The 23,882-nt window shown below is 63.1% G+C and carries 8 protein-coding genes; 5 read left to right on the top strand and 3 right to left on the bottom strand.

The genetic code is table 11. From position 1 onward, the window contains the following. Nucleotides 1–367 precede the first annotated feature (367 nt). From gspE to CEC48_RS27505, 4 genes are all read left to right on the top strand, one after another. Nucleotides 368–1,786: a type II secretion system ATPase GspE gene (gene gspE, locus CEC48_RS27490; protein WP_088426585.1), complete on the top strand. Its 1,419-nt coding sequence runs from the start codon at nt 368–370 to the stop codon at nt 1,784–1,786. Continuing rightward, on the top strand, nt 1,786–2,997 hold the full coding sequence (gspF, locus tag CEC48_RS27495) for a type II secretion system inner membrane protein GspF (protein WP_088426586.1): 1,212 nt from the start codon (nt 1,786–1,788) through the stop codon (nt 2,995–2,997). Before gspE ends, gspF begins: the two co-directional genes overlap by 1 nt. 394 nt (nt 2,998–3,391) lie before the next feature. After that, a complete protein-coding gene (locus tag CEC48_RS27500; protein ID WP_088426587.1) occupies nt 3,392–4,555 on the top strand; it encodes a substrate-binding domain-containing protein in 1,164 nt (387 codons plus the stop codon). A gap of 330 nt (nt 4,556–4,885) precedes the next feature. Continuing rightward, on the top strand, nt 4,886–17,446 hold the full coding sequence (locus CEC48_RS27505; RefSeq protein WP_088426588.1) for a filamentous hemagglutinin family protein: 12,561 nt from the start codon (nt 4,886–4,888) through the stop codon (nt 17,444–17,446). A 173-nt stretch (nt 17,447–17,619) separates the two neighbouring features. On the opposite strand, the gene CEC48_RS27510 is transcribed toward CEC48_RS27505, so the two are convergent. The 3 genes from CEC48_RS27510 to CEC48_RS27520 all read right to left on the bottom strand — a co-directional run bounded on the left by CEC48_RS27510 (nt 17,620) and on the right by CEC48_RS27520 (nt 22,865). After that, nucleotides 17,620–19,227 (bottom strand): hypothetical protein, encoded by a 1,608-nt coding sequence (locus tag CEC48_RS27510; protein ID WP_088426589.1) that lies wholly within the window; start codon nt 19,225–19,227, stop codon nt 17,620–17,622. A gap of 78 nt (nt 19,228–19,305) precedes the next feature. Next, the gene (locus CEC48_RS27515; protein WP_088426590.1) at nt 19,306–21,042 is read right to left on the bottom strand and encodes a hypothetical protein; all 1,737 of its coding nucleotides are present in this window, start codon (nt 21,040–21,042) and stop codon (nt 19,306–19,308) included. Further along, nucleotides 21,039–22,865 carry a tyrosinase family protein gene (locus CEC48_RS27520; protein WP_088426591.1) on the bottom strand — a complete coding sequence of 609 codons (1,827 nt, stop codon included), beginning with the start codon at nt 22,863–22,865 and terminating at the stop codon, nt 21,039–21,041. The genes CEC48_RS27515 and CEC48_RS27520 overlap by 4 nt, the downstream gene beginning before the upstream one ends. Before the next feature lie 159 nt (nt 22,866–23,024). Between CEC48_RS27520 and CEC48_RS27525 the strand changes: the two genes are divergently transcribed. After that, the gene (locus tag CEC48_RS27525; RefSeq protein WP_088426592.1) at nt 23,025–23,489 is read left to right on the top strand and encodes an Lrp/AsnC family transcriptional regulator; all 465 of its coding nucleotides are present in this window, start codon (nt 23,025–23,027) and stop codon (nt 23,487–23,489) included. The last annotated feature ends 393 nt before the right edge of the window (nt 23,490–23,882 follow it).

The raw sequence follows: 23,882 nt of genomic DNA on the forward strand, positions 1-23,882 counted from the left end.
GCTTTTGATTTTGCTTTTGATCTACACCACTCAAGCCGGCCGGTAGGCCGCTGTGTTCTTGATCTGCTGTTGATCTTGATCTTAGGCGCCCCGTTAAACCACGCTGGCCGAACGCAGGTAGTACGGAGCGGGTAAACCGGCAGGACGCCGGTTTAGCCGCGACGGGGCAGGGACGCCCCGTCGCGGCGGCCCGCGCAGTACTACCGGAGCTGAGGGCACACCGAGCCTAAGCGAGGTGCCGAGTGGTGGGGCAAGAGCGTTTTGCTTACTTTTGCGCTGTTCAAAAGTGAGCCGCTGTAAGAGCGGAACCAATCGAAGCCGTAACCGAAGGAATGGATATGTACACAACCAAAAGGAGCCAAAAAGCATGAGCCTACTCCCCTACGCCTGGGCCAAATCCCAACGCATCCTCCTCCACCCGGGAACCCAGGGCCCGACGCTGACCATCTGCCCCTCAACCCCCGGCTGGTCCATCAGCGAAGTCCACCGCCAGTTCGGCCAAACCCACCTCCAGCAGGTGCGCGACGACGAACTCGACGGCCTCCTGGCCGCAGCCTACGCCGACACCGGCAGCGCCGCCGCCGTCGTGGGCGCCGCCGAAAACGAAGTCGACCTCGACCGCCTCATGCAAGACATCCCCGAGATCACTGACCTGCTCGACACCCAGGACGGCGCCCCGGTAATCCGCATGATCAACGCCTTGCTCACCCAGGCCGCCCGCGACGAAGCCAGCGACATCCACATCGAACCCTACGAAACCCATTCCGTGGTGCGCTACCGCGTCGACGGCACCCTGCGCGACGTCGTGTCCCCGCGCAAGGCCCTGCACGGCGCCCTGGTCTCACGCATCAAAATCATGGCCCAACTCGACATCGCCGAAAAACGCCTGCCCCAGGACGGCCGCATCGCCCTGCGCGTGGCCGGGCGCCCCATCGATATTCGTGTGTCCACCGTGCCCACCGGCCACGGCGAACGCGTGGTGATGCGCCTGCTGGACAAACAAGCCGGGCGCCTGCAACTGGAAACCCTCGGCATGGACCCCGCCGTGCTCGGCAAACTCGACACCCTGATCCGCCAACCCCACGGCATTGTGCTGGTCACCGGCCCCACCGGCAGCGGCAAAACCACCAGCCTCTACGCCGCCCTGGCCCGGCTGGACGCCAGCACCAGCAACATCCTCACCGTCGAAGACCCGGTGGAATACGACCTGCCGGGCATCAGCCAGATCCAGGTCAACGCGAAGATAGACATGACCTTCGCCCTGGCCCTGCGGGCGATCCTGCGCCAGGACCCGGACATCATCATGATCGGTGAAATCCGCGACCTGGAGACCGCACAAATCGCCGTGCAAGCCTCGCTCACCGGCCACCTGGTACTCGCCACCCTGCACACCAACGATGCCGTTTCAGCGGTCAACCGCCTGATCGACATGGGCGTCGAACCGTTTCTGCTGGCGTCCTCTTTGCTCGGCGTGTTGGCCCAGCGCCTGGTGCGCCGGCTGTGCCCGCACTGCAAACAGGAAGACCCGGCAGCGCCCGGTACCTGGCGGCCGGTTGGCTGTGCGCAGTGCAACCAGATCGGCTATAGCGGCCGTACCGGTATCCATGAGTTGTTCTGCATCGACGACGAGCTGCGCGGCCTGATCCACCAGGGCGCCGGCGAGCAGGACTTGAGAGCCGCCGCACGCCGCGCGGGAATGTTCAGCATGCGCGAAGACGGCGAACGCTGGGTGCGCAGCGGCGCCACCGCCCCCGAAGAAATCCTGCGCGTAACACGGGACGCCTGATGAACCGATACCGCTACGAAGCCGCCGACGCCACCGGCAAGCTGGAGTCCGGGCACCTTGAGGCAGACAGCCAGAGCGGCGCCTTTGCCAACTTGCGCAGCCGAGGCCTCACGGCCTTGCGGGTGCAGGTCGAGAACAATAACCCCCAAGCCGGTGGCAGCAGCCTGTTCAGCGCCAAGCTCTCGGACAACGACCTGGCGTGGGCCACGCGGCAATTGGCGAGCCTCTTGGGTGCCAGCCTGCCACTGGAGGCGGCCCTCAGTGCCACCGTGGAGCAAGCCGAGAAAAAACACATCGCCCAGACCTTGAGCGCCGTGCGCGCGGATGTGCGCAGCGGCATGCGCCTGGCCGATGCGTTGGCCGCGCGGCCACGGGATTTTCCGTCGATCTACCGTGCGCTGATCGCGGCAGGGGAGGAGTCCGGCGACCTGGCCCAAGTCATGGAGCGCCTGGCCGACTACATCGAGGAACGCAACAACCTGCGGGGCAAGATTCTCACGGCGTTTATCTACCCGGGCGTGGTGGGGCTGGTGTCCATCGGCATCGTGATTTTCCTGCTCAGCTACGTGGTGCCGCAGGTGGTCAGTGCGTTTTCCCAGGCCCGCCAGGACCTGCCGGGGCTCACCCTGGCGATGCTCAACGCCAGTGACTTTATCCGCGCCTGGGGCTGGCTGTGTTTTGCCGGGATCGTGGGTGGTTTCTGGAGCTGGCGGTTGTACCTGCGTAACCCCGTGGCGCGCTTGAGCTGGCACAGCCGGGTGCTGCGCTTGCCGCTGATCGGGCGGTTTGTACTGGGGCTTAACACCGCGCGTTTTGCCTCGACCCTGGCGATTCTCGGCGGGGCCGGGGTGCCGTTGTTACGCGCGCTTGAAGCAGCGCGCCAAACCCTGTCCAACGACCGCCTGAGCCAGTGCGTCACCGACGCCACCGCCAAGGTTCGCGAGGGCGTCAACCTGGCCCCGGCGCTGGCGGTGGAAAAAGTCTTCCCGCCGGTGCTGATTCACCTGATCGCCAGCGGTGAAAAAACCGGCTCGCTGCCGCCGATGCTGGAGCGCGCCGCGCAAACCCTGTCGCGGGATATCGAGCGCCGGGCAATGGGCATGACCGCGTTACTGGAGCCTTTGATGATCGTGGTGATGGGCGCTGTGGTGTTGGTGATCGTCATGGCGGTGCTGCTGCCGATCATCGAAATCAACCAACTGGTGACCTGATCTTGAGTGCCGCACCGATCAAAGTGTGGGAGCTGCGTTTCTTCAACACTATTTTCTTGCACCTGACACGCGGGTCCCAACCTCGGGTTCCTCGTTCTGTCATTTTCCAATCCCATCGACACGGCCCGCGCCGCCTCAAGCCCAGTACCGAAAAGTCCCAGTGAAACCTCGCTGTCACCTCACCCCCAAACAGTCCAAAAGCGTGACCAAAACACCCGAGAATCTTTTTAAAAATCAAGCCGTTCCTCCCGAGGTTTTTTCCTTTAGCTGTCATCGGATGCTGCGAAATTTCATACCCATGGCCTCACCCTTGGTAACCCCCAGAACACAGCCCGGGACCGAAGCCATAGCGTCATCTACCCCAACGTACAAACACGACGAAAGGAGCTTCTTCATGTTTAAGCGCAACGTTCTCGCGGTATCCATGACCCTCGCTGCACTGTGCTCGGCCCAGGCTGCAATGGCTGACATCAACGGTGGCGGCGCCACCTTGCCACAACCGCTGTACCAGACCTCCGGTGTATTGACTGCCGGTTTCGCCGCTTACATCGGTGTGGGTAGCGGTAAAGGCAAACTGGCTTTCCTGAACAACGACTACAGCCAGTTCGGGACCGGCACCAAGAACGTGCACTGGGCGGGTAGCGACTCCAAGCTGTCCTCGACTGAACTGTCCACCTACGCCGCTAACAAACAAGCGGCCTGGGGCAAGCTGATTCAGGTGCCTTCGGTAGCCACTTCGGTTGCCATTCCGTTCAACATGGCAGGTACCAACGCGGTTGATCTGACCGTTGATCAACTGTGCGGCGTGTTCTCGGGTCGCATTAACACGTGGAACCAACTCCCGGCTACCGGTCGCACCGGTAACATCGTGGTGGTTTACCGTAACGAAGCCAGTGGCACCACCGAGCTGTTCACCCGTTTCCTGGCGGCCAAGTGCGTCAATGAGTCCAAGAAGTTTGTGGTCACCACCAACTTCGCGGACAGCTTTGGCGTGCCAGCAGGTGCCGTACCTGCCGTCACCAGCCAAGGCGTGATGGACGCGCTGAACGCTACCACCGGTGGTATCACCTACATGAGCCCGGACTACGCCGCGCCTACCCTGGCTGGCCTGGATGACGCTACCAAAGTGGCCAAGATCGGTGGTGTTTCCCCAGCCCCGGATAACGTTTCCACCGCCATTGCTGCTGTGCCAGTACCGACCGCTGCCAACGTCGCCAACCAGAATGCCTGGGTGCCGGTGTTTGCTGCCGCTGCCGACCCTGCTGACCCAAGCGTCGTGGCTTACCCAAGCAGCGGCTATCCGATCCTGGGCTTCACCAACCTGATCTTCAGCCAGTGCTACGCCGACGCTACTCAAACCTCGCAAGTACGTGCGTTCTTCACCCGTCACTACGGTTCCAGCGCCTTGAACAGCAACGACAACGCCATCAAGGCCAACCGTTTTGTTCCACTGCCAACGGCCTGGAAAACAGCGATTACCAGCAACTTCGTCACCGCTACCAGTGCTCTGAGCATCGGCAAGTCTGACGTCTGCAACGCCATCGGTCGTCCGCTGTAACCCACGCTTTTGCCGACCCGCAACACCCGATCAGCAACGGCCTGTGCCGTTGCTGATTTTTGCGTTTTTACAGGCATCCGAGGCCGGAGTTTCTTCGGTAGAAGCGAGCGTGCCCGCGAAAAAAACGAGGGCGCTGATTCAGGATGCCTGCGTCATCGTTAACGACCTTCGCGAGCAAGCTCGCTCCTACAGACGTCCTCATGGAGGCCAGCTAGCAGCCTTACATGAACTTTCCGTGACAGAAGTTCAGTCCCGTCCCTCGCCAACCGCCTAACCCTCATACGTAAGCGTGTCTTGCCCCTGGGCGACATCAAAAAAGGAAGCTTCCAGATGGTCCGCTGCAAATCACCGGTTAACCTGAACACCCAGACAGTGCTGCGCCTCAAGCCCCTGGCACAGGCGATTGCCTTGTTGATGGTGGCGGGTAACGCGCATGCAGCCACGGCGTTCAGTTCCGGCTGGTTTGCCGACAAGGGCGCCTCCCAGGCGGCCACCGCCGCACGCCTGGGTGCAGGGCAGGTGCCGGGGATTCCGTCGCTTAACCAGCAGGCGCGGGTCAACCAGCAGTTGGCACGTTCCATCAGCACCCTCAACAACAGTGTCGCGGCGATCGCGGCCCAGCAGGCGGCACAGGCCGCTGGCCGGCAAGCCGCGCTCGGCCAGGTCTCGACGATTCCCGATGGCCTCGGCAAAGGCGGGCTGCAGGTCGACAACAGCCTGACCCAGGGCTGGACCAACGCCAAGGGCCCGACCCAAAGCCAGTCCGGTGGCAAGACCACGGTCAGCATCGAGCAGACTGCCGACAAGGCGATTCTCAACTGGGAAACCTTCAACGTCGGGCGCAACACCACCGTCGATTTCCAGCAGCAGTCGAACTGGGCGGTGCTCAACCGCGTCAACGACCCCAACGCTCGCCCCAGCGAAATCCAGGGCCAGATCACCGGTGCCGGCACGGTGATGATCATGAACCGTAACGGCGTGATCTTCAGCGGCAGCAGCCAGGTCAACGTGCGTAACCTGGTGGCGGCCGCCACCAACATCACCGATGACCAGTTCACCCAGCGCGGCATTTACGTGGATGCCAACGGCACCCAGCCGACGTTCACCGACGCGGCGGGCAAGGTCGAGGTGCAGCGCGGTGCACTGATCCAGACCCACAACCCGGCCACCTCCACCGACGCCGGTGGCTATGCCTTGTTGCTGGGCGCGGAAGTCGAGAACGCCGGCACCATCATCACTGCCAAGGGCCAGACCACCCTGGCCGCCGGTGACAGTTTTTATATCCGTAAGGGCGTCGGCACCACGGGCAACGATCGATCCACCACCCGTGGCAATGAAGTGGCCACCAGCCTCAAGGCCGGCAGCACGGCGGGCAAGGTCACCAACAGCGGCCTGATCATGGCTTCCACCGGCGACATCACCCTTACCGGGCACCAGGTGCAGCAGAACGGCGTGGCCCTGGCGAGTACGTCGGTGGACGTCCGCGGCACGATCCATTTGCTCAACGCCGCCAGCGACGCCACCGGCAGTGTGACGTTGGGTGAGGGCAGCACCACCGCGATCCTGCTGGACGCCAGCGGCAGCACCGCCCTCAACAGCCAGAAGGACAATGGCCTGATCAAGCTCGATGGCCTGCCCGCCAACCTGATCACCGGCCAGTTCAACAACCTCAGCGCCGTGGCCGATCGCACCGACCAGTCACGGATCGAGATCGTCAGCGGCGGCACCGTGGATTTCCAAAAGGGCTCGATCACCCTGGCCACCGGCGGCCAGGTGGCCGTCAGCGCTGGCCAGCGCAGCCTGGTGCGCGATGGCGCGATGATCGACGTGTCCGGCGCCATTGGCGTCAAGGTGTCGATGGAAGCCAACAACATCAAGATCAACGTGCAGGGCAACGAGCAGCGCGATGCGCCGGTCAACCGTGACGGCGGGCAGTTGATCAACAACGACGTGTGGGTCGACCTGCGCGACCTGGTATTTGTCCCGGCGGGCACCAATGGTTACGCCACGGACCGCTGGTACACCGCTGGCGGCTTGCTGGAAGTGGGCGGTTATCTGGGCACCCAAGGGCACTCGGTAGGCGAGTGGATGGCCCAGGGCGGCACCGTGACCTTTACCGGCAAGGACGTCGTGACCCAGCAGGGCGCGCAAATCAATCTGTCGGGCGGCACCGTGGATGTGCAGGCCGGCTACATCCAACAAACCTGGCTCAAGGGGCCTGATGGCCGGCTCTATGAGCTGTCGAAAGCCCCTGGGGACATTCTCTATTCGGGAATTTATAAAGGCTTTGAAGACACCAGCGCCCGTTGGGGCCGCACCGATTATTACTACAACCCGTTTGTCGCCCAGCAAAGCCGCTACGAAGCGGGTTACACCGTGGGCCGCGACGCCGGCAAGCTGGTGGTAGGCACCACGAACGCAGTGCTGGAAGGCCAATTGATCAGCGATGTATTCCAGGGCGATCGCCAGACCCAGGCCCCGAATATCAACCTGGACGGTTATCAGCAGTCACAGACCGCCATGGCCCAGCGGGCCCAGTTGATCATTGGCCAGTACACGCCGATCTACAACAAGACCACCGGCACGTTGCGCTACGCCTTGACCCCGACCACCGACCAGGTGTTGATCGAGAGCAGCACGCAAAAAATCGCCGACGGCCTGGACCTGGCCACAGTGCTGCCGACCGAGCGCCAGGGCAAACTGGTGCTCGACAGTGACCAGCTCAATGGCTTCCAGTTGGGCGCGATCAAGGTCGGTGCGAAGCAGCAGATTGAGGTCAATGGCGCACTCAAGGTGGCCGACGGCGGGGATATCACCCTGTTCGGGCCCGCAGTTTCGGTCAACGCCAACCTCACGGCCCACGGCGGCAGCATCAACGCGGGCAACATACTCAATCAGGTCGACCTCAATCGCTCCAATGTGGTTGGCGATGTGATTCTGCCGGGCACCGGGCGGCTCGATGTGGCCGCCGGGGTCAAGCTGGACAGCTCCGGCCGCTGGAACAACCTGGCGCTGGACCCCTCGGCCACTGACGGGGTGGCGTATATCAACGGTGGCAAGGTGTCGTTGCGCAGCTCCGGGGATGTGAACCTTGGGGCGGGAAGCCTGGTGGAGACGTCCTCCGGGGCAACCATCGGTTTGGACGGCAAAGCCCGGGGCGGCAAGGGTGGCGACGTGACCGTGGGCGCGCTGGGGGCGCTGGACCTGGCCGGTGAGATTCGTGGTTATGGTGTCAGCGCAGGCGGCACCCTGGCCTTGCAGGCCAACAAGGTGCAGATCGGCGAGAGCCCGCAGGCCCCGGACGCTAAGACCTTGCAGTTGGCCGGGGATTTTTTCAACAAGGGTTTTTCCGCCTATGACATTACCGGCAACGAAGGGCTACTGGTCACCGATGGCACTCAGGTTGATGTGAGCGTACCGGCCTACCGGCTCTCGGAGCAGGCCGCCACGACGCCGGGCGGCGGCGATGCGGCCAGCGTCATGGAGCGCTGGACCCCACAGCTTTACCAGGAAGACGCCAGCAAGGGCGTACTCACCCAACGGCGCGGCGCCAGCCTGACGTTGGCCGCCGGCCACCTGGAATCCCCGGCCGCGCAATTGGCGACAACAACGCTGATGGTTGGCAAGGGGGCGGTGATCAATGTCGACCCGGGCCAGGCGATCAACTTGCGCAGCATCGGCCAATTGACGGTCGACGGCACGCTCAATGCCTGGGGCGGCAGTGTCAACCTCAATGGCCTGACCACACGGGCGTTCGAGTCGGCCAACGCGATTGGCCATGGCCGCTCTATCTGGCTGGGTGAAAACGCACTGATTGATGTCGCCGCCCGGGCCGCGACCGCTGTGGACAATCGAGGGGGCATTTACGGGCTGGTCCGCGACGGCGGCAAGATCAGCATCGGTGGCGAGATCAACCTGAGCACCGGTACGGTCACTGCCAGTGACCTGTTCGTGGTGGTACGCGAGGGCGCCCGGTTGGAGGCGTCGGGCACCCAGGCCGTGTTGAATGTGCCGGGGCAGGGCGCAACCCGGGTGGCCAGTAATGGCGGCAGCATCAGCCTGGCGTCCAACAATGGCTTGTACCTGGACGGCAGTTTTGTGGCCAGGGCCGGCGGCGCCGGGGCAGCGGGCGGCAGCCTGAACGTGGCACTGGACAGCCCGTATTACACCAAGGGCGACGTCACCGACCGGGTACTGAAGGTGCGTGAACTGGTGCTCGGCCAGACCCATCAGGCCCACTCACTTGCCGGCACCGCCGCAGACGCAGCCGACAGCCTGGAATACGGTCACGCACGCCTGGGTGTTGACCAGGTCAGTGCGGGCGGTTTCGACAACCTGGCGCTGATGAGCAACGGCCTGTTGAGTTTCGACGGCGATGTGTCCTTGAACATGGGCCAGAGCCTGCGCCTGTACAGCGGCGCCTTCAACCTCAGTGAGGGCGCGGCGGCCAACGCCCGGGTCAATCTGTCGGCGCCGTACCTGCTGCTGTCCGGCATGGATTCGCCGGCCAGGGAGCTCTACGTGAACCCGGTGTCCGTGTTGCCGTTGCCGTCGCTGCGGGCGACCGAGGCGCAGTTCAATGCCAGCGGCAGCTTGATCGATGTGCGCGGCAGCGTGTTGTTTGGCAGTAAGGGCAAATTGCGCCAGGCAGACGGCAGCCTGGTCGGCCTTGAGCGTCGCGGCTTTGATCAGGTCAACCTGACCAGCCAGGGCGACCTGCGCTTCCTGGCGGGCGCCAATGCGGACGGCGTGGCCTTGGGGATCAGCACCCAGTTATTGACCCAGGGCGATATGACCCTGCGGGCGGCGCAGTTGTATCCAGCCACGGAGGTGGGGGCGCGGGTCATTGCGGGCTACCTGAGTGCATTCAACAGCAACAACATCACGTTCGACCCCCTGCGTACGCTGACCATTGGCCGTACTGGCAGCGCTGATGCTGCTGTGCCTTACTCGGCGTTCGGGCGCCTGCAACTGGGCGCCGCGACGGTTCGGCAGGGCGGTGTGGTGCGGGCACCCCTGGGGTTGATCGATATCGGCAGTACAGGCAGCAGCCTGGTGCAATTACTGCCCGGCAGTGTGACGTCGGTGAGCGGCAAGGGCCTTGTGCTGCCGTATGGCGGCACCCTGGATGGCCAGGTCTATAAGTACAACGGCAAGACCGTGACGTTTATCGGCCAGGGTGGGTTGGTCAACCAAAACGCAGAACTCAGCGTCGGGGTGATTCTGGGCGGCCAGTCGGTGCAGGTGCAGCCTGAGGCCACCCTGGACCTGTCCGGCGGCGGCGATCTGCTGGGGGCCGGTTTCGTGTCCGGGCGTGGTGGCTCGACGGATGCGCGCTACAGCCCGCTGGTGCAGTTTGGGGCTAACGGTGGTTTTGTGCTGCCGGGCCTGGGCACCAACCCGATCTATGCCATCGCGCCCGGCGTGCAGCCAGGCGCGGCGCCGGTGGCGCCGGAGACGGGTGCGGTCGACCCGTTGATCGGCCAGCAAGTCACTATCGGCGCCGGGGTGCCGGGGTTGCCGGCGGGTACTTACACCCTGATGCCGTCCACCTACGCCTTGATGCCCGGGGCTTTCCGCGTCGAGATCAACGGCCTGGCGGGGCTCGGCAGTGATGCCAGCGCCCAACTGATGCGCAATGGTTCCTGGTCCACCGCCGGGCGCTTGTCCATTGCCAACACCGGGATCAGCAACAGCGTCGCCAGCCAGTTGATCCTGACCTCGGCCGATACCTTGCGCCGCTATTCCCAATACAACGAGACCAGCTACGCACAGTTCGCCATCGCCGACGCAGCCAAACAGGGGGTGCCGCGCCCGATGCTTGCCGTCGACGCCAAGACTCTGAAACTGACGTTGCGGCCAGGGGGTGGTGCTGATGCGTTTTCGTTCCAGGGCATCGGCCGTTTTGAGGCCGCGGCGGGTGGCTATGGCGGCGCCGTGGCAGTGATTGATCCAAGCTACCAAGGTATTGAAGTGGTCGCGGCGGGCAGCGCCGCGACCCCCGGCTTCACCGGGATTACCTTGCGCGACGACAGCCTCAACGCCTTGGGCGCCTCGCGCCTGATGGTGGGGGGGATGACGGCGGTGCAGTATGGCCAGTCCGGCAACTACATCGTTCTGGCAGGCGGTACGAATCAGGCCAACAGCGCGATCACACTACGGGAAGGCGCGACGCTCGCCGCGCCGGAAGTTTTTCTGTTGAGCGACACGAAAGCGATCGTTCTGGAGCAAGGTGCGTCCATCAACACCATTGGCCGTGGCCAGGCCAGCTACGATGCCCGCGATGGGTTTATCTACAAGGTCACCAATATGCTGGCGGTGTCCAACGGCTTGCTCAATGTCATTGCGACCAGTACGACGGTGCCCAGCGGCGGGATCCGGATCGGTGTGTGTGACACAGGCGTGTGCAGTGGGCAAACCGGGCTGTACTCCGAAGGCAGCATCGTGGCGTTGACCAACGACACCTTCCAGCTGGGTGACCAGGTGCGTTACGGCACCCGTCACCTCAACCTGGGGGTCAACACCATTAACCTCGGCAGCGTGGAAGCCCTGGCCGCTGCTGCTGCAGCCAATCACTTGCCGGCCGGCCTGACGCTCACCCAGACCCTGCTCGATCGCCTGCTGAACGGGGACACCCAGTTCGGCGCGCCGGCCCTGGAAACCCTGCAGCTCTCGGCGCGGGACAGTTTCAACTTCTACGGCAGTACCTCCCTGGACACCTATGACCCACTGACGGGTAAATCGCGGCTGAGCAACCTGATGCTCTCCACCCCGGCGATCTACGGTGCCGGTGGTGCTGGCGACGTGGCCAGCATTCACACCGCCAACCTGATCTGGCAGGGCGCGACGACCCCACCGGGAGCCGTGGCAACCGGCGGTGCGGGCACCGGCAGCGGGCGCCTGGATATCAACGCCGAGCGTATCGAGTTCGGCTATGGCGCTTTTGCCCAGACCAACACGGTGAGCAGTTTCGATCGCCTGGCCCTGGGCTTTGCCAGCGTCAACCTCAATGCCAGCGAGCGCCTGACCGCCAACCACAAGGGCAGCCTCTCGGTGTATCAGAGCCAGGGCGCCTATGACCCGGTGAAAGGCTTCCAGTACAGCGGCGGCAACCTGAATATCCTCACCCCGTTGATGACCGGTGAAGCCGGTTCGGTGAACCGCATCACCGCAGGCGGGGCGATTGATATTGCCGCCTCCGCGGGGCCACGGGGCACGGCCAACGGCCAGGGCGCCGAGTTGTCCCTGCAAGGCGACAGCATTCGCCTGGCCACGGCGGTGGTGCTGCCCAGCGGCAAGGTCAGCCTGGGCGCCCGTGGTGATGTGGTGCTGACGGATGCGGCCTTGATCGACGTGGCCGGCCGCGCCATCGCGTTCAACGACGTGACGCAGTACGGCGCGGGCGGCAATGTGCTGCTGGACAGCCGCAGCGGCAATATCCTGCAGGCCGCCGGCTCGACCATCGACCTGTCGGCCAAAAACAACCAGGCCGGCAAGCTGCGCGCGGTTGCGTTGGACGCAGCGGGCGGTATCGTCGACCTGCAAGGCACGATCCTCGCCGGCAGCAGTGGCTATTACGATGCGGGCGGGACCACGATGCCTTACGAGGCAGGCACCGTGGAAATCCAGGCCCAACGGCTGGGCAGCAGCGGTTCCCTGGACCAGCAGTTCGCCGACCTCAACCAGCGCCTGAACCAAGGCCAGGTGTTCGGTGCACGCAGCTTCCAGCTCAAGCAGGGCGATTTGATCATCGGCAACGGCCTCAAAGCTGGCACCATCAACGTCTCCGTGGACAATGGCAGCCTTCGGGTCACCGGCCTGGTGGATGCCAGCGGCGAGCGCGTCGGCAGCATCAACCTGGCCGGCAAGAACGGCCTGACCCTGGACGGCGGCGCGGTACTGGACGCCCATGGCAGCAAGCTGCGGGTGGACAGCTACGGCAAGATCATCGATTCGCCCAACCGGGCCATGGTGGTGCTGGGCTCCGGCACCGGCCAACTGACCCTGGCCGATGGCGCACGCATCGACCTGCGCCACGGCACCGAGGCAGCCCAGGGCAATGACGGGCGCAACCGCGGCACCCTGGAGCTGAATGCGCCACGGCTGATCAACCCCGATGGCACCAGCAACGACATCAACATCGATGCCCGTGGCCGCCTGACGATTCAGGGCGCGCGCTCGATCGCCCTCAACGGCATGATCAGCTACGACGATGCGCCACTCGTCACCGACCCGACGGCCAGCGGGCGGCCTTACCAGCAGATCGACCAGACTTACCTGGATGCCAAGCATGTGCCGAGCACGGCCTTTATCAACGATGCACTGCTCAACCAGAACCTGCTGAAAAACAAACTCGCCGGGCTTAATAATTCAACTTACGCCGATGTCTTCCACTTGCGCCCCGGCGTGGAAATCGTCAGCAAGACCCCGGACGGTGACCTGGTGGTGCAGGGCGATCTGGACCTGTCGGGTTATCGCTATGCCAGCCTCAACCCCAACAGTCAGAAAACCACCTCGGTGTATGGCTCCGGTGAGTCAGGCAGCCTGACCCTGCGCGCCGGTGGCGACTTGAACATTTACGGCAGCATCAACGACGGTTTTGCGCCGCCGCCACAGACCGTCGATGACAAGGGCTGGGTACTGTTGCCGGGTATCGACTTTACCGGCGGCACGATCATCGTGCCGGGTAACGGCATCAGCCTGGCGGACGGTACGACCTTCCCGGCGGGCACCGTGCTCAACTACGACCTGCCGATCATGGCCGTGGGCGTGGCCGCCGGTACGCGTTTGCCGACCCGGGCAACGCTGAACCAGGACCTGGTGTTGCCTGCCGGTACGGTGCTGGCGGCAGCGGTGTTCGACAGCGCCGGCAACGTGCTGTTTGCGGCCGGTACGTTATTGAACCAGGCACACACCCTGGCGGCCGGTTCACAGCTGGACGCCGGCAGCCTGCTGACCCAGGACACCCAGCTCAGGGCGCTGACCTGGCCCAAAGGTGTGCCGTTGCCGACGAACTACGAGGCGCGCAATCCAACGCAAAACTACGTGACGCTCAATGGCGACATCGCGCTGCCGCGCGGCGGGTTGATTCCTTCCGGCACCAACGTCAAGTTGCCGGGCGGCGCTGAGTCGGTGGCGTTGCGTCCGGAAGTGGCGGGGCGCCAGGGCAAGCTGTGGGCCCTCTCGCCGATGCTGGCTGAAGGTTCGCAGTCCTGGTCGCTGCGGTTGGTGGCGGGTGCGGACACTGAGGCGGCGGACAGCCGCCTCCTGCAAGCCCATCCGCGCAGCGGCGACCTGCGTTTGGCCGACAGCCATTACGGCATGTTTGCCAAGGAAATGCCTGCCAAGGGCCAGTTGACCTGGACCGCCTTTGCGGTGGAGGACTTTGCGGCCAATGACGTGGTGGTCAAGGAAGGCGATCCGATCGACCAAAAAACCCTCGATGATTTCGATCTGGGTTCGATTGATGATTTCTGTGCCGGCAATCCGGCTTATTGCGCGGTGAAGGTCAGCTATGTCTGGACCGAATTCGGCGCCAAGGACCTGGCGGACAACAAGATTATCGTCACCGCCGGAACGCCGATCGAGCAAAGTATCCTGGACCAGTTCGGTATACCGTCCATCGATGAATTCTGTGCAAGTTCGCCCGCCTATTGCCTTGCCCAGGGTGGCAAAGAGTATGCGGCGACACCGTCCAGCAGCCGTTTCAGTGTGATTCGCACCGGTACGGGCAACCTCGAATTGCTCAGCGCCGGCAACTTGAGCATGGACTCCCTGTATGGGGTCTACACCGCGGGTACATCGTCCACCGCAACCGGTGCCGGTGACCCCTACAACCAGCCCAAGGCGCTGAACAGCGCAAAGACGGTACTGAACGATACCAAGAGTTATTTTGAACAGTTCGTCAATGGCTCATCTGACAGCCTGTACCGTGCCTGGTACCCGGAGGCGGGCGGTAACTTGAGCGTGAATGTGGGGGGCAACCTGACGGGGAATATCCAGGGTAGCCTGGGTAATTTCGTCGCTACAGGTCGGCCTAACCCGCTGGACACCGGTATTGACTCTGACGGTGTGGCCAACTGGCTGTGGCGCCAGGGCAGCGGCACTGTGGACACCGGAGGGCAGGCACAGCCGACGGCCTGGTGGATCAATTTCGGTAGCTACACCGCCAACGGCACCCGGGCTGATGGGTTCACCGGATTTACCGGTTTCGGCACCCTGGGCGGCGGTGACCTGGATGTACAGGTGGGCGGTGACGCCGGGGTACTTGCCGCTATGGACGGTAACCGCATGTCGTCGTTAGTCAACCCGCGCAGCCAAGGGCTGGTGCTGGCGGTTGGCAGTACCGGGCGGGTCGCCGCTGATGGCAGCCTGCAATTGACGGGCGGTGGTGATTTGCGCGTGCGGATCGGTGGGGCCCTGAACCCGGGCAGCGTCGTTGATGTAAACGATCAGAATGGCCTGCTGGTGAATATCCGTGGCAATGCCCAATTGCACAGTGGAACCACAGGCAGGATCGACCTGACCTACGGCAGTAACAGCACTGAGCAGAGCCCGGGCGAAACCCGCGCATTCGATCCGTTCCAGGCTACCCGTGGCCGGGCTGTGGGTGGCATCACTCTGGTGCCGGGAGACGCCACATTCAACCTGGCGACATTGGGTGACCTGGTGCTGCAGAACGTGATCGATCCGGGCCGGGTCACCCTGCTGAACAATTCATCGTTTGCCCGTGGTGCGGCGAGTGGGACCGGCGAAAGTTGGTTCTCATTGTGGACCGGGCACACGGCAATCGATCTGTTTTCAGCGGGGGGCAATTTGACGCCATCTGTCGCCAGCACAGCTTCCGACCTGGCAACTGTCTACCCATCGATTGTTCGGGCGACAGCGGCTGGCGGCAGTATTTATTACGGCACAGCTGTTTTGGGGTCCCAAGCCGATACGAGTCCGATAACTGCCTTGTTGCTCGCCCCCGGTGCCAGCAGCCAGTTGCAATTTCTGGCGCATGACTCGATTTATGCGGGCGGTATGTTTGTCACGCCTTCCGGGGCTGATCCCAGCATCATGGCCACACCTTGGCGGCCGGCGTTCGTGGGGACCATTGATGGTCAGGTGGTTGTCGATGGCGACAATCTTTCGGAAAACGGTAGCGCGCCGGGTTCCATTCCGCGGCCTTTGTTTGCCTTTGGCTCAGCCACGGCGTCGGCAGCCGCTTATGCGCCAACGGAGCCGGCGCGTTTCTATGCCTTGACCGGCGATCTGGTGGGGGTCAGCAGCGGGCGGATCCTGACGTTTGGATCTTCCCCCTCGTTTTTGCATTCGGGGCAGACCTGGTACGAGGGTAACGGGCCGGTATGGATGATGGCGGGGCGAGACATTGTCAGCAGTGGCAGCCGTTTTAATACGCTCCTCGGTGCGGTCAGCGAGCAGTCGACCGGCAACCTGTTCGTCCACAATAACCCCAATGACATCTCCATCGTCTCCGCCGGGCGCGACATTCTGTATAGCAACTTCCAGGTCGCCGGTCCCGGCCTGTTGGAGGTGACGGCGGGCGGCAATATCCTGATGTCCGGGCGTGATCCTTCGAAGGGTGGCGAAGTCAGCGTCACCAGCCTGGGCCCGGTTGTGGCGGGCGACAACCGCCCCGGTGCAGGCATCGTCATGCAAGCCGGCGTGGGCCCCAACGGCCCGGATTACCGGCGCTTTGTCGAGGCTTACCTCGACCCGGCCAACCTGGCGCAACCCGGTGAAGCGCTGTCGATCCAGGGCAGCAAAGTGGCCAAGACCTACGAAAACGAACTGGTCACCTGGCTCGCCGAGCGCTTCGGTTTCGTCGGCTCCAGCGAACAGGCCCGCGCGGTTTACGCAGCGCTGCCCGCTGAGCAGCAACGCGTGTTCGCCCGTGATGTGTACTTCGCCGAACTCAAGGCCGCCGGCCGTGAGTACAACGCGGTGGGCGGCGTGCGCCAGGGCAGTTATGTGCGTGGTCGTGCGGCGATCGCCGCGCTGTTCCCGGACAAGGACGTGGCCGGCAACCCGATCACCTACAAGGGCGATATCACGCTGTTCGGTGGCTCGGGTGTGCACACCAACTTCGGTGGCTCGATCCAGATGCTCACCCCGGGCGGCGGCCAGACCTTCGGCATCGAAGGTGCTGCACCACCGTCCACGGCAGGTGTGATCACCCAGGGCGCCGGCGATATTCAGCTGTACTCCATGGGCAGCATTCTGCTGGGCCAGAGCCGCATCATGACCACCTTCGGCGGCTCGATCATGGGCTGGACCACCGAGGGCGATATCAACGCCGGCCGGGGTTCCAAGACCACCGTGGTGTATACGCCGCCCAAACGTGTGTATGACAACTGGGGCAACGTGACCCTGTCGCCGGCGGTACCGAGTACCGGTGCGGGGATCGCCACGTTGAACCCGATCCCGGAAGTGCCGGCCGGTGACATCGACTTGATCGCGCCACTGGGCACCATTGATGCGGGCGAGGCGGGGATTCGCGTCTCCGGCAACATCAACATCGCCGCCTTGCGGGTGGTGAACGCGGCGAACATCCAGACCCAGGGCAAGTCGTCCGGGGTGCCGGTGTCGGCGGCGGTGAACACCGGGGCGATGAGTTCGGCCAGCGCGGCAGGTGCAGCGGCTTCCCAGGCGGCGGAAGATGCGGCGCGCAGTCAACAGGCGGCGGCCAAGCAAGGCCGGGCTTCGATTGTCACGGTTGAAGTGTTGAGCTTTGGCAGCGAGCCGGTGCCGCGTGGGCATGAAGAGGCGAGCAGGGCGCCGGGGTACAACCCCAACAGCCCGGTGCAGGTGCTGGGTGCCGGGCCGTTGAGTGACCAGGCGCGGGCGCGGTTGACCGATGAGGAGCGCCAGCAGATCAGTTTGTAGTTTTAGAAAAGGACCTCTCGTTGTATTTGGGGCGATCATTGATCGCCCCTTTTTTATTGGCCCTTTGTAGGCGCGAGCTTGCTCGCGAAAAACCTGAGGGCGTCGCATTTATCCAGGCAACACGCGTTATCGTTCACATCCTTCGCGAGCAAGCTCGCTCCTACAGAAGGCCTTCAGGGGTGGTCCTTGAGGGTCTGGAAGGCTTTCACGCGCTTGACCAGGCTTTTTTTGCTGGCCGAATCAGCGCTGTTGAACAGGAATGAAAAGTCCGAGGCGAGGGTCGAGCTGCCGGCGACCGTCGCGTACTGATGGCAGGCGTTGCAGTTATCACCCTGGACGTAGGTTTCCAGTGTGGTGTTGGCCACCGGTACGTTGCCCTGGCTGATGTACGGCCCGTAAGACAGCGGCACCGGCGCGCTCGGACCAGGCTCGGGCTGGCTGGGCGGGTTGGGGGTGAGGGTCCAGAGCACGTTGATCAGTTTGTAGTACTGGAACACCGATTTCCCTTGGCTCTGCTGGGCGAAGTTGGCCTGCACCGCGCCGTTCAGCGCCTGCAACTCGGTGGGCAGCGCATGTTCCCGGGTGGTCTGCACGGGCTGGTCGCGTGGATAGGGTTCGGTGCAGTCGCGGTCCGGATGCTGCTGTTTGCACTGGATACGCGCCACGTTCGGCGTGCATTCGGGGCCGGTGCCGCAGTTCGGATTGTTGAAGGCAAAGCTGTCGGGCGGCGTCTGTTGTGGCGGCACCTGGTTGGGTTCCGGCACGTTGTCCACCTGCTCGAAGGTGGTCCAGATGAAGTTCGGCGAGGCTTGGGTTTTGTTGATGATATGCAGGCCCACCAGGCCCACCACTTGCTGGGTGCATTGCAAAGTGGCCGGGTTTTTGAGCCAGGCGACGGTGGTCAGGTAGCGCCCGTAGAGTTCGGGTTTGCCGGTGAGGATCCGCCACGCGGCCTTGACCTCCAGCGCCCCGAGTTGCTCCTGCGGCACCGGGTTTGGCGGCAGCGAGCGCATGGGTTCACCGATGGGCAGGGACAGCCCGCCGGGGTTCTGGTTGTCGAGGTTCTGCGCCACCGTCAGTTGATTGGCTGCGTCGTACAGCCCTTTGCTGACGATGTAGTCGAACTCGGCTTTGCCGACCTTGCGTTCAAAGAACACCAGGTTTTTCGACTGGTCCGTCAGCCAGCCGCCGGAGGCTTCCATGATCGGGTCCGGAATCGAGGCCAGGGTGCCGCTGGACAGGTGAAAGCCATGCCGCGCGTTGATCGCGCTTTCCGAGGTGGCGGTCATGAACTTGCGCGCACCCACCGACATCGCCTTGAGGCTGCCCTGGGTGCTGCAATTGGACGGCACCAGGGTTTGCACGCCCCAGCCGGTGGGCACGGGTGCGCCGGGCAGGAAGATATCGTTGGCGTCCTTGTAGCTGGCCCATACCGGTGCCACGCTCATCGGTTGCCCGGAGGCAGGTGGCACCCCGAATTGTGCGAGGTTGCTCTGCATATCCGGCTCACCCGCCAGGGCAGGCGTGGCGGGCCAGCCGGGATTCACCGGCCAGTTCAGGGCAATGAACAATTGCCAGCCGAAGCAATTCATAAAGCTCTGGCCGGTGGCGTTGAAGTTGTTGACCGGCAGGAACCCACCGCTGGCCGGGTTGAACACCAACTGTTGCTGCACACAGGCGTCGGCGTCAGAAGTGGGGGAGGCGTAGGCGGCCTGGATAACAAACAGGCTCAGCACCACACCGGCTAGCTGCGATAAAACACTCAAGCGTAACCTGGACATCATCGCGCTCCTTACATGAAGGTAAATCTGTGGTGAGGGAGCAAGCTCCTTCACCACAAGGACGGTGGAACGTTCAGGTCAGGCCGACGGCACCAGCGCCAATCCGGATTCCCATGGGTGCTCGGTCGCACTGGGGTTGGCGCTTTCGGCCGGGTTGAGCGCGCGCACCGTCACCAATCCCGGCGCGGCAGTGGGGCTCACGGTGATGGTCATGATGTAACCCTGGGTGCCGCCGGAATTGGTTTGCCCGGGGATGGCCGAGGCATCGGGCAGGAACTTCGTGACCTGCGCCGTAACGCCAGGATTGGAAAATTGCACCCGCGCCGTATCGGCGGTGGTCTTGAGGTCGGCGCCTTGCACCACCAAGGCAAACTGGCCGCTGGTGCCGGGGGCGAGCCAGGCTGGCAGGTCGGTGGGTGACTGCCCGTAGAACAGATCCAGCGGCAGCAACTGGACCGGCCAGGGTTGCACGCCGTTGACGCGATCAGTCACGCAAGGGCAAGAGTCCGGCGTCGGGCTGATCGGTGTGGTGGTCACACTCAAGCCCACCAGCAGTTGCTGGGCAATCACCCACACATAGTCGATCGGCTGGTTGCTGATGGTGATGTCGTTGATCGAGAACCCGGCGCTGACCGGCACTTCAAACACCGCCTGCAGAATCTGGTCGGAGCCGTTGGCCGCAGACTTGGCGGTGCCACGGGTAATGCTCCAGTACTGGCTGACCTCCTGGCCTTGCGGGCCTTTCCACGCAGAAAAGTCGGTGGGCTGTTGCAGGTAGAGGCCGATAGGGTTGGTCAGGGACAGCCGGTTATTCACCGCCACGCCGTTGGCCGAGAAACCGATATGCGGGTCGGAGTTGCGGTAGTTCTGCCCGTATTGCGCGCAGCAGATCAACGCCTGGGAATTCTGGCTGCTGCTCAGTGGCCGCAGGATGGTCGCGGCGGCGGCCAGGTATACCTCGGCACTCAGGGTGTTGGGGCCGGAAGTCAGGTGCATTGCACCGCCGTATTGGCCGGGTACGCAGGCGGTGCCGGCGTTCCATTTGTTGACCGTGTCGTAGGCCGGTTGGCCGGTGGTGGGGTCGATGACCGGGTCGCCGGCCTTGCCCGTCGGGCAGTCGGCGGTGTAGCGCAGGTAGAGGTCTTCGAGCTGCACCTGCGGGTCGATGTAATCGCGGTATAGCCCCAGCACCGCATTCGGATCGATGCGCCACATGGCCAGGAAATACGCCGGGTTTTCACAGGTGAAGGTGATCTTGCGCATGTTGCCGTCGGCATCACGCACGATGGACCACTCGCAATATTCGTCGAGCCAGCCACGCGGTCCCGAGGGCGAGAAATCCTTGTACTTGCCTTGCCAGTCGATGCTCGGGCAGCGGGTCACGGGCAGTTGCAGCAGGGTGCCTTGCTTGTTCGGATCGTAGAGGGTGTACAGGGTGTTGTTGAGGGTGATCTGGCCGTTGTCGGTCAGCTCCATCACCTGTTGCAGCGTCATGGCCTTGCCGCCCAATTGCGGAATCACCGCAGTGCCGTTGTTGTAGAAAAACGTCCACAGCCGGTTGGGGAAGGGGGCCCAGGTGATCGCCGGCGGCGTGGTGGGGCCGTAGCCTTCCACCAGCGGGTCGTAATAGCCCGAGCGCGGCGCGTCATTGAGGCCGGACCATGGGTTGCCGATGATCGCGGATTGGGTCCAGCCGGTGAGGTCGTTGTTCCAGTCGGTTTCAAACTGCGGCAGCTGGTTTTCCAGGCCCAGCTTGTTGTAGTCCTTGGGTGCTTGCCCGGCGGGCGAGGTGAACTGTTTGAAGGGTGTGCTCATGTCGGTTCTCCAGGTGTTGTGTGGGTGGAAACGGAGCAGCAACCGGCGCCCGGGGCGGGGCCGGCAATGGCCTGGCGCGGGTCGTCCCACACCAGTTGGGCGATAAAGCCTGGCAGCGGCGCGTATTCATCCGGCGTCAACACCCGGGCACTATCGAGATGGGTTACCACCACGGACAACTGCGTGGTGTCGGTGGGCAGGAGGTTCAGCACCCTGGCGTTACGGGCGGCATTCAACGCGCGGGACACGCCGTGGGTGATGCAGCGGCCCTTGTCATCCACCAGGCCCATGCCGATGCGACTGAAGCGCCCGACATAGTGCGGATTGTCGGCGCGCACCTGCTGCACCGTGGCGTCGGGCTGGTTGAGGAAGACATCGATCAGGTAGGTGTCATGGGTGCAGCGCACATGGTCGAACACCACCCACGGCCCCAGCCCGGTGGCGTTGTTCGTAGCCGGGGCGGGCGCCGAACTGTGTTGGCAGCAGGCCTTGGCAGCCGCCTTGGTCGCGCCAAACTGCGGGGCCACGGGTGTGCCGTAGTCGTAGCCGATATGCCGGCTGTCCTGGGCCATGTCACCGAGGGTGGTGTAGCGCCAGGCATCGGCACTGGTGAACGTGACGGTGTTGGCCTCGCTCCCGGCAAACGGCTGGAGCAGACACTGGGTGGTGTATTGCGCCGCCGGGTTGGCGCGGATCCAGACCTCCAGCATCCGGTCGATATTGGCGTGGTAGGAGCTGAACACCGGGTCGAATGCGGTGTAGGCATTGTCGGCCATGTCGCCGCCGATCCAGCCGTGATAGTTATCGTGGGGCTGCTCGTACAGGCCGTCGAAATTCAATGCGCGGTTTGGGTACAGGTCGTCTTTTTGCGGCGGGTCAAACACCGGGATATTCGCCCACGGATAACCCGGCACGCCTTGAGGCTGGCTGAACGAGGTGAACTTCAGCGCGTCGACCACTTGCTGCTGGAAGATCCGGCTCATGGCATACAACGCGGTGCGCTCGTGCCGGAACGGTTCGCCGTGGGTGTAGAACAGCGGGTTGCGTTGCACGAAGCGGCAATCCACCCCGTTGACATCGCCTCTGGCGCACACCTTCGAGCTGCCGTCCTTGGCGGCCGCATAACGCAACGGGTTAGGCCGCACCTCGCCGGTGTGTGGGTGCACGTAGGTTTCATCGAGAAAAGCCTGGGGCAAACCGGCCTGGGGGCTGCCGTCGACACTGGCGTCTTCGGCCATCCAGTCCCAATAGGGAATCGGGCAGTCGATCAGCGCTTCCAGGTACAGCAGATAGGCCCGATGCCACAGGGCAAACGCTTCCTGGTAATGCAGGCACCAGTTGGTGTGGATATAGGCGTAGCGCTGCCAGGGCGAACCGCTGTCGGGGTCGGCCACTTGCATCACATCATCCAGGCGCGAGCGGTACAGGTTCAGTTGTTCGGGGCTCAGGGCGCGGATGTCCTGGCGCACGCGTTTGACCGGGTGGGGCAGGTCGGGTGGTGGAATGCGCTCGGCGATATCGAACGGTGAACTGGGGGTCAGGCGCCAGCCCTGGTTGACCCACAGCCTGAAGGTTTCCAGGGCATCTATGGGCCAGAATTGTTGCTGGTCTAGGGTCAGGGGCATGCTGCGGGAGGCGAGGTGTTGGTAGATGGTTTCGGACCAGGTCTTTACCGACGCCGGGTCTTCGAGGAACACGAAGTAGGCGTTCATGCAGCCCACCCATGAGGCGGCGACGGCAGCGCGTTGGGCGGGTGGGATCCAGTAGGGGGCGCTGAAGAGGCCGTGGATATCGGTGGCCCATGTCGGTTTCGCGACTATCATAAGATCCCTCTCATGCCGCCCCGGTGCCTGATTTGGCTGGGCTGCTAAGCTGGATTAATGGTAGAGAGGCGATGCGCAGGATTTGTGCAAATTGGTGCGCCTTTGCGGCGGATTCATTGCAGTTTTTTCAAGGAAGATATGGAAAAAATGACAGATGCCATGGATTTGAAGATTCTGGGGAAGTTGCAACGCGATTGCAGCCAGAGTTTGGAGTTGTTGAGTGACAGTGTGGGGCTGTCTTCGACCAGTTGTTACCGGCGTATCAGGCGGTTGGAGAGTGTCGGGATTATCAAGGCGAAGGTGGCGGTGCTGGATGAGCGCAAGCTTGGGATTCAGGTGACGGCGTTCTTTTTGATCAAGCTTGATAGGGACAGTAATGATATTGACCGCAAGATGCAGCATATCCTGGCGAGTCATCCCGAGATTCAGGACTGTTATTTGCTGACTGGGGAGTTTGATTTTGTGATGGTGGCGAAGTTTCGGGATGCCACTGAGTACACTGAATATATCTATCGGTTTTTAGACATTTACCGGGATATTCCGATTCGTACTTATTCGTCGACGTTGGTGGTGCGCACGGTTAAGAAGTCTTATGAATTGCCGTTGCCTTTGTCGTTGGTTTGAGTACATATCCGTTGCTGCGGTTATGGCTACCTATGGTTCCGCTCTTACAGCGGGTCACTTTTGAAAAGCGCAAAAGTAACCAAAACGCTCTGCCCCGCCTGTCGGCGCCTCGCCTAGGCTCGGCGTTCCCTCACTCCGGCACCGCGAAGCGGGCCGCCGCGACGGCCCGTCCCTGGCCCGTCGCGGCTAAACCGGCGTCCTGCCGGTTTACCCGCTCCTCAATCCCTGCGTTCGGCCTCGGGCTGAATGGGGCAGTCAGATCAAGATCAAGATCAAAAGCAAGAGCACAGCGGCCTACCGGCCGGCTTGAGTGTTAGAAGCAAGGTCAAGGGCAAGGTCCAGAGCGAAAGCAGAGCTGCTTTTCTGTGGGAGCGGGCTTGCTCGCGAAAAACC

This window comes from Pseudomonas sp. K2I15 (assembly GCF_002204795.1).
Lineage (GTDB): Bacteria > Pseudomonadota > Gammaproteobacteria > Pseudomonadales > Pseudomonadaceae > Aquipseudomonas.

What these genes read in the sequence shown, in the direction of transcription:
- gspE (WP_088426585.1), top strand. Translation starts at nt 368, where the DNA reads ATGAGCCTACTCCCCTACGCCTGGGCCAAATCCCAACGCATCCTCCTC.
- gspF (WP_088426586.1), top strand. Translation starts at nt 1,786, where the DNA reads ATGAACCGATACCGCTACGAAGCCGCCGACGCCACCGGCAAGCTGGAG.
- CEC48_RS27515 (WP_088426590.1), bottom strand. Translation starts at nt 21,042, where the DNA reads ATGAGCACACCCTTCAAACAGTTCACCTCGCCCGCCGGGCAAGCACCC.
- CEC48_RS27510 (WP_088426589.1), bottom strand. Translation starts at nt 19,227, where the DNA reads ATGTCCAGGTTACGCTTGAGTGTTTTATCGCAGCTAGCCGGTGTGGTG.
- CEC48_RS27525 (WP_088426592.1), top strand. Translation starts at nt 23,025, where the DNA reads ATGGATTTGAAGATTCTGGGGAAGTTGCAACGCGATTGCAGCCAGAGT.
- CEC48_RS27505 (WP_088426588.1), top strand. Translation starts at nt 4,886, where the DNA reads ATGGTCCGCTGCAAATCACCGGTTAACCTGAACACCCAGACAGTGCTG.
- CEC48_RS27500 (WP_088426587.1), top strand. Translation starts at nt 3,392, where the DNA reads ATGTTTAAGCGCAACGTTCTCGCGGTATCCATGACCCTCGCTGCACTG.
- CEC48_RS27520 (WP_088426591.1), bottom strand. Translation starts at nt 22,865, where the DNA reads ATGATAGTCGCGAAACCGACATGGGCCACCGATATCCACGGCCTCTTC.